Source organism: Mesorhizobium sp. M7A.F.Ca.MR.362.00.0.0, assembly GCF_004023175.1.
Lineage (GTDB): Bacteria > Pseudomonadota > Alphaproteobacteria > Rhizobiales > Rhizobiaceae > Mesorhizobium.
In genome coordinates this window covers 1-7,353 of sequence record NZ_RZTF01000321.1, presented here as the reverse complement: position 1 = coordinate 7,353, position 7,353 = coordinate 1, and the positions used below count along the sequence as shown (strand labels likewise).

The 7,353-nt window shown below is 59.8% G+C and carries 7 protein-coding genes and 2 pseudogenes; 6 read left to right on the top strand and 3 right to left on the bottom strand.

The features are described from left to right. The 5 genes from EOC06_RS28445 to EOC06_RS45185 form a co-directional block, all read left to right on the top strand. A partial coding sequence (locus EOC06_RS28445; protein WP_206631271.1) for a hypothetical protein occupies positions 1-1,572 on the top strand: 1,572 nt, incomplete at its 5' end. Positions 1,573-1,580: 8 nt separating this feature from the next. After that, the gene (locus EOC06_RS44905; protein ID WP_281062118.1) at positions 1,581-1,709 is read left to right on the top strand and encodes a hypothetical protein; all 129 of its coding nucleotides are present in this window, start codon (positions 1,581-1,583) and stop codon (positions 1,707-1,709) included. 1 nt (position 1,710) lies between these two features. Beyond that, a complete protein-coding gene (locus tag EOC06_RS28435) occupies positions 1,711-2,577 on the top strand; it encodes a hypothetical protein (RefSeq protein ID WP_128309362.1) in 867 nt (288 codons plus the stop codon). A 742-nt stretch (positions 2,578-3,319) separates the two neighbouring features. Further along, the gene (locus EOC06_RS28430; protein ID WP_128309361.1) at positions 3,320-3,586 is read left to right on the top strand and encodes a hypothetical protein; all 267 of its coding nucleotides are present in this window, start codon (positions 3,320-3,322) and stop codon (positions 3,584-3,586) included. A 105-nt stretch (positions 3,587-3,691) separates the two neighbouring features. Next, complete coding sequence (locus tag EOC06_RS45185) at positions 3,692-4,021, top strand: helix-turn-helix domain-containing protein (RefSeq protein ID WP_206631270.1); 330 nt, start codon at positions 3,692-3,694, stop codon at positions 4,019-4,021. A 176-nt stretch (positions 4,022-4,197) separates the two neighbouring features. On the opposite strand, the gene istB is transcribed toward EOC06_RS45185, so the two are convergent. The 3 genes and pseudogenes from istB to istA (EOC06_RS28410) form a co-directional block, all read right to left on the bottom strand. Next, a complete protein-coding gene (istB, locus tag EOC06_RS28420) occupies positions 4,198-4,971 on the bottom strand; it encodes an IS21-like element helper ATPase IstB (protein WP_128178206.1) in 774 nt (257 codons plus the stop codon). Continuing rightward, entirely contained in the window at positions 4,968-6,227 is a 1,260-nt protein-coding gene (istA, locus tag EOC06_RS28415) for an IS21 family transposase (RefSeq protein WP_128178208.1), read from the bottom strand. The genes istB and istA (EOC06_RS28415) overlap by 4 nt, the downstream gene beginning before the upstream one ends. Positions 6,228-6,332: 105 nt before the next feature. After that, a pseudogene (gene istA, locus EOC06_RS28410) lies at positions 6,333-6,866 on the bottom strand (IS21 family transposase); the annotation flags it as partial. 3 nt (positions 6,867-6,869) lie between these two features. Between istA (EOC06_RS28410) and EOC06_RS28405 the strand changes: the two are divergent. After that, positions 6,870-7,353 (top strand): annotated as a pseudogene (locus EOC06_RS28405) (GTP-binding protein); the annotation flags it as partial.

The following is a 7,353-nucleotide window of genomic DNA, read 5'->3' as shown; positions in this document are numbered from 1 at the left end:
GTGCAGAACCGTGCGACGACGCTGTTCAGCTCCGACAAGCGCGACAGCAACGACCAGGTCGGCATGCTCGGCCTCGGCATGAAGTCGGCCTTCGCCTACACCAAGCAGTACACGATCACCTGCTTCGACGGCGAGACCAAGCGCGAATACGTCTGCTTCCTGGACGCCGGTGGCCTGCCGACCGTCAGCCTGGCGGCGGAAGAGCCCAGCCTCGAGCCGGCCGGCGTCATGATCAAGTTCCCGGTCCAGCAGGGCGACATCAGCCGGTTCCACTCCGCGATCGAGCGGGTGATAATCGGCTTCAACCCGATGCCGGAGGTTCTGAACGAGTATTGGACGCCGGCGAGCCCCCGCATCCTGATGTTCGGCACCGACTATCAGATCGTCAAATCGAACCACATCAAGAGCCCCCACATCCGTCAGGGCTGCGTGCTGTACCCGCTCGACATCAACCAGCTGGTGCTGGTCGAAGATCAAAATGAGTGCCAGATCCCGATCATCATCGACGTGCCGATCGGCACGGCCAGCGTGTCCACCTCCCGTGAGCAGCTGGGCTATGATGAGCCCACCAAGGACAACCTGCGCATGATCTGGCAGCGGGTGCGCCAGGACATCCGCAGGGAGCTCCAGGCCACGCTCGACGCGCCGGAAGACTATCTCGACGCCTGCATCGTCTACCGCGAGCTGGCCAACCGGCTGGGCAAGGTCATGTTCAAGACGCCCCGGTGGCGTGACAAGCGCGATCTGCGCTCCAACTTCTCCTACCTAGCCGCCGGCCGCGCTGCTGTGCTCTTCAACTTCGAGGATCTCAAGTTCAATCCTCCACGTCAGCCCAAGGGTCGCGCTCGCCATTACCAGACGGCCCCGACGATCACCCCCGAGGAGCTGAAGCCCCTTACGGTGGTCTGGGAGGCCGACGACTGCCGGTTCGGCAAGGACCGGATGCGGATGTTCCAGTTTGAAAACGAGGACGCCGACGTCTTCTGGATCAAGGGCTCCACGAAGGAGGCAATCGTCGCCTACTACGGCATCGAGACGGTTGTCGATCTCCGGGAGATCGAACGTCTGAAGCCCGTCCGCGCCAACAGGCGCCCTCGGGTCGCACTGACGAAGCAGGACATCCGCAGGTTCGATGCCCATCGGAACATCGTCCCGGAGCCGGAGAAGGCCGTCTACATCTTCTCCGACGCGAGCAAGTACGAGGTCTTCGGCGAGGTGCTTGAGTTCGACCAGGTGCAGGACCGCTACATCAAGCGGTTGAAGAACTTGGACATCATCGACCACAATTTCGAGGTCATCGTCCTGATGAAGAACCAGCGCGGCCTGCCCAAGGACCGACCGGGCTGGATCCACCTCGACCAGCTGCTGAAGGACACGGCCTCGTCCTTCAACGCCAAGGCCTACGTCATCAAGAGCGACGTGAGCGGTTTCCGCAACCACCGCCTGGCCGCGGTCCTGCTCAATCGGCTCGACCAGCTGCCGAAGCGTCTCCGCGACCTCCTCGCGAAGCGAAGGGCATGCCGACCAACAGCTATCAGGATGTCCTCCTGTCCCAGCTGTGGGTCCAGGTGACCGGCAAGATGCTGCCGGACATCAAGACGGACTACCACCACAAGTTCAACTCGCTGGTGGCCAAGTACCCGCTGCTCAGTGTGCTCGCCGGCAACGACGACCACTTGGACCACTATCTCAAACTCATCGCGAGGTAACATGATCCCGCACGTCATTTCCGGGAACACGATCTCCGCCTTCGTCGGCGGAGATCTGAAGACGATCGACAGCAGTCACCCCAACTTCGAGGTGATCAAGAGTCATCTACGTGACGTCGGCGACGTCAGTGCCGATCTCTTTGACATGGCCACGGCGCTCCGCAACTATCTGCTCTACGAGGACCCGCTGGTCCGCGTCGGCTACGACGGCCTGACCTATGACGGCCAGCTCGTCCACAACCACCTGACCATGCAGATCATCGATCTGTTGAAGCGCGGCCAGCCGGCCACACCTTGGATCAACTTCCTCAAGGTTCTGCAGTTCAACCCGAACCCGGAGATCCGAGACCACCTCTTTGACTGGCTCGAACATGGTGGCATGCCGATCACACCGGACGGCTGCTTCCTGGCCTACAAGAAGGTCAATCCGGACTATCTGTCGTTCCACGACCTCAAAACGCAGAACCATGTTGGGTCAACAATCTTCCTTCCGAGAGACGAGTGCGACCACGATCGCTTCCAGACATGCTCGGCCGGCCTGCACTTCTGCTCCTGGGACTATCTGCCCCGCTACTCGGGCAAGGAGGGTCACGTCTTGATCCTCAAGATCAGCCCAGCTGATGTCGTCGCCTTTCCGCCTGACCACGAGGCCAAGGGACGAGCCTACCGCTACACCGTCGTCGATGAAGTGCCGGAAGACGACGCCAAACATGCGTTTCCGGAGCCGGTCTACAGGACCGCCTACGACGACGATGACTGGGACGCCGAGAACGATGCCTTTGACAAGGCCTGGGCTGAACAACACCCGCCGACCATCACCGGCATCTTCGGCCGCCTCAAGGCATGGACCAAGAGGCTTCTGAACTAGCCGACACCATCCACCAATCAGTGTGAACAAAGGGCGTCCCTCGGGGCGCCCTTTTTCTTTTGCGAGGAAAAGATGCACTACCATACGACACCGATCAGCCGGAATGTGAAAACCGGGCCGATGCCGGTGATGACAAGCTCCCGCGAGACCTGTCCCGAAAGCTGCCCACTTAAAAAGGGTGGCTGTTATGCTATGACCGGTCCGTTGAAGCTCCACTGGGACCAGGTTACGGCCGGCGCGCGCGGCTCAGATTTGGACCAGGCTTTGCAGCCTATTCGCAAGCTTAACCGGGGCGCACTCTGGCGTTACGGCCAAGCTGGAGACCTCCCTGGTGAAGGTGACAAGATTGACCGAGATGGTCTTTTAACGATAGCTAAAGCAAGCCGGGGAAAGCGTGCGATTGTCTTTACACACAAGCCCCCTAGCCTTGATAATATCGCATTCATTCGGGAAGCAGCGGCGGAAGGTCTAAACATAAACCTCTCAGCCGACAGCATAGAGAAGGCAGACGAATTGGCCGACCTCGGGCTCCCAGTAGCCGTGGTGCTCAATTCGGAATATGCGAGAAGAAAGGATGAAAGTTTAAGTGATTATAGGCGCAGGGCAAAACGATTGGCGAACTACACTCCAAAAGGTAGGAAAATCGCCGTCTGCCCCGCAACTTATACAGACGTGAGTTGTACACAGTGTGGCGTATGTGCCGATGGAGACAGGAAGGGAGTGATAGTAGGCTTCCCCGCCCATGGCACGCAAAAGAAACGGGTGGACGAAATTGCTGGACATGCCGGAGAACGAGAAGATCACCGACGCAGATAAAGAGATCCTAAACAGGCTCTTACTGGAGCTCGCAACCGAGCTCGATCTTCATTACGATGATGAGGATATGTTTGCCTTGACGCCGTCCTTCAAAGTCATCAAGGACGGCGTCAGTTTATTGCAGAGATGGGGCTCAACACCCCATCCGGACGTGACGAGAATATTAGCGAGGTATAATAAATCGCATCAATAAATTGTTAATTTTTGTTACCAGAAGTGAAGTTTTCACTTGAATAACTGTCTCAATACGATACATCACCGCCCATCAACAAACATCTGGGTTTTGGGCGGGCGTACCGTGTGGATTTCGACCAAGCATCTGGCGGAGACGTTAGACGTCTCTGACCGGACTATTAGATATTGGGCTGTTCGGGGCATGATCCCAGGCGCCAAGAGGGTAGGAAGGCAATTCCGCTTTCGCTTGACAGATGTCGATGCGTGGCTGAACAACTTGGATGTTTCTCAACAACAGAGGAAGGTCCAGCAATGGCCGACGTATACCTTAGAGAAGGATCAGCCATCTACCAAGCGCGTCTCCGCGTTGGAGACGACACCATCCGAAAGTCAACTGGACTTAGATGTCCAAAGGCTGCTCAAGCGGAGGCAGATCGTCTTGAGCAAGAGCTGACACAGGCTCTTGTTCTCGACACGGATCTGACGTTGTGGCAGGCCATGTCAAGCGACGGCCAGTTTTACGAGCTAAGGCGACACCCATTCTTACGTTCTCCTGGCAGTAGGCTGATGCAAGGCGCGCGGACCGTAAGAGTCGGCGCGCGCCTTGCATCGGCCGGTGTGTGGGGCTGATCAGGCGTTTGCGATCCTGAGAGCCTCTTCCAGATCGCGCAGGCGGTAAGATCGTCCCTTGATGTTGAGCACGTTTGAATGGTGCAAGAGTCGATCGAGGATGGCGATGGCCAGGATCTCGTCGCCGGCGAGCAATTCGGTCCAGTCGCGGATGCTTTTGTTGGTGGTGATCAGGATGGCGCCGCGGCCATATCTATAGGTAATCAGGCGAAAGAAGAGACTGGCCTCTTCTCGGGTCATGGGCTCGAAGCCGAGCTCGTCGATGATGAGCAAGGCCATGTTCATGTAGCGTCGACGCTTCAGGCGCGAGGGCGGCAGTCCAGCATCGACCTTGAGCGCGGTCATGAGTTCGTCAAAGCGATAATAGAGAACCGAGAAACCCAGTTCGATGGCGCGTGTCCCCAGGGCGACTGACAGGTGGGTCTTTCCGACGCCAGGCGGGCCTTGCATCAGCACGGTCTCGGCGTTGCGGATCCAGGCGCCCGTGGCCAAGGTGTCGATCCGCGAGCGCTCGATCGCCGGCTGGAAGGCGAAGTCGAAATTCTCCAGGGTCTGGCCTGTCGGGAGTCCCGACATCTTCAACGAGACCTTCACCCGCCGCTCCTCACGTCCAGAGCATTCGCTCTCCAGCAGGCGATCCAGAAAGGCGTGGGGGGCGATCTCCTTGGCCACGGCTTCGGCCAGGAGGTAGTCGAGATGACCGGCGGCGTAGGTCAAGCCGAGCGTGTTCAGTTTGGTGCGCGTACGGTCAATATCGAGCTTGGGTGTACTCATCGGGCGACCTCCGCAAGGGCGGCGTAGAGATCGATCGAGCGCTGGGCGACCGGGGTGGAAGCCAGCTCTTGGATTCTGGCGCCCATGCGCCCGAGGGGCGGCGGCGCCTTGACCCGGTCGGTGCTGGGGCCATCGTAATGCGCCTGGTCGATCACCAGTCGGGAGTCCGTCTTGCGAGGATGAACGGCTATGGTCTCGCAAGCCTTGAGGATCTGAACACTCGTGGCCGTTCCTCGAATCTCCACCTGCTGGCCAACAAAGCGAAACGGCACGCTGTACTGACGCCCCTCGAACGCCACCAAGCCGTCGACGCCGACGCTGCGTGTGGCGACGGCATCAAACGGCTCGGGCAGGGTCGCTGGCACAGGCGTCAGCCTTTGCGCCTCATCCCTCCAGGCTTCGGAGACGCTCGTTCCTGTCGCCGGGCACCGGCGCTGCTGCGACAAGGCCTCGAGGCGAGCATCCGTCCAACTCTGCAGATCGGACAAATCCGAAAATGATCGGCCGTAAGGCTCGAGCGCCATGCGCTGATCGCGAACCCGGCGCTCGACCTTGCCCTTCGCCTGGGGTTGGCGCGGCGCACAGGCGTCGATGTGAAAGCGCATCATCAAGCCATAGCGCCGGTAGGTGGCGTTGATCGTGCCCCAGGCGCCGGCCCCGTGAGCAATGGCTGTCTTCTCATTGTCAATCCGCACGGTCGCCGCGACGCCGCCCAGACGGGTGAAGCAGGCCGAGTGGCACGACAGCCATGACAGCATGTCCTTGGCTGTCGACCAGACGATCGCCTCCTTACGGCTCCACGAAAGTACCATGTGCAGGGCCAGCAGATCGATCGGCACATTCCCGATAAGAACGCCTGGAAAATGCGCCCAATCCACCTGCGCCTGCGCCCCGGCTGGCGTCTCCACCCGGCGCCGCGCACGGAGCGCCGGGGCTGGATAGGCGCTCTTCCAGAACCGCTCGATGGAGCGGAGGCTGCCATCATAGCCATGTTCCACGCACAACCATTCGTGAAGCGCAGCAAGGTTGAGTGCGACGCTCGTTTGCTGGGAGCGCCAGTGCTCGATCGCCTCGCGCAACGCTTCAGCCTTGAAAGGCTGCCGTGAACGACCGTCCACCGCGCCGGTCTTCATCCGGGCCACGTGGTAACGGACCGTTCCCTCAGTCACTCCAAGAAGACGAGCAATCTCGCTCTTCGCTGTGCCCCGCGCCAATGCCTTGATTGCCATGCGCGCCTCCAGGTCGAGCCGCCTCATCTGCCCCTCCAGATCCCTCAAAGGTCTGGAGCAACAAGATCAGCCGAAGACGACTGCTCGTAAATCTGGATGTCGCCTTATCCTTCACATCGCACGTCGCCCTACACCATAGGCCCGCATGATCCGCCCATTGAGATCGGCGACCAGCTCACCGATCGCCTGATTGAGTTCAACCAGGCTGAAGAAGCGGCGGTTGCGAAGGCGCGCCAGCACCCATCTCTGGGCAATTTGGACCGAAACTTCGACTTTTGCCTTATCGCGGGCCTTGTACGGCCGGGCTGGCAGGATTGTGGTGCCATAGTGCCGGGCCATATCCTGGTACGTACGGTTGAGGCCGGGATCATAGCGGTCGGGGTTGGTCACAGCCGCCTTGAGATTGTCGCAGACCGTGATGGTCGCCACTCCGCCGAAGGCGGCGAACATGCCGACATGGCAGCCGATCCAGTCGCCCAGCCCTTCGCTCGGCCGAGCCTCGCAGTAAACATAGCTGGAGGCTCCCAATGCGCCGACGAACAACTTCATAGCCTGAGCTTCGCCCGTTATCGGGTCGACGATATCGATGGTGTCGCCGGCGTAGTCGACAAACACCTTCTCACCGGCGGCGTGGCGTTGGCGCATCGTTGGCGACACGCGCTGCTTCCGATCGTGCGCTCGCTCAATCCCGACGCCGAACTGATCGAGACAGATTTCGCTCGGGTCCCGCTGGACAAGGTTCTGAACACAGGCCGTTTTGATTTCGAGAAGGCCGAGCAGCATCCGCTCTGGTTCAAGGAACTGAACGGCTTCAAGGACCACGTGCCCGAGACCGAAGAATACGGCATCCGCTCATTCGTCTATCGCGAGCGCCGCCCCTTAGATCCGATGAAGCTCAAGGCCTTCATCAACAAGTCCTGGCCCGGCATTGTGCGAGCGAAGGGCTTCTTCTGGCTGGCAACGCGTCCGCACTATGTCGGCGAAATCAGCCAAGCAGGAGCACTGATCCGCACCGGCAAGCGCGGTCTTTGGTGGGCCTCCGTACCGAAGAACCAGTGGCCGGATCATCCGGAATGGAAGGCCGCAATGAAACCTTATCTCGACCCGATCTGGGGAGACCGAAGGCAAGAGATCGTTTTCATCGGCTGCGACC

Excerpts from the sequence above, each read along its gene's own strand:
- EOC06_RS44905 (WP_281062118.1), top strand. The coding sequence starts at position 1,581 with ATGCTGCCGGACATCAAGACGGACTACCACCACAAGTTCAACTCGCTG.
- EOC06_RS28435 (WP_128309362.1), top strand. The coding sequence starts at position 1,711 with ATGATCCCGCACGTCATTTCCGGGAACACGATCTCCGCCTTCGTCGGC.
- EOC06_RS28430 (WP_128309361.1), top strand. The coding sequence starts at position 3,320 with ATGGCACGCAAAAGAAACGGGTGGACGAAATTGCTGGACATGCCGGAG.
- istB (WP_128178206.1), bottom strand. The coding sequence starts at position 4,971 with ATGAGTACACCCAAGCTCGATATTGACCGTACGCGCACCAAACTGAAC.
- istA (WP_128178208.1), bottom strand. The coding sequence starts at position 6,227 with ATGAGGCGGCTCGACCTGGAGGCGCGCATGGCAATCAAGGCATTGGCG.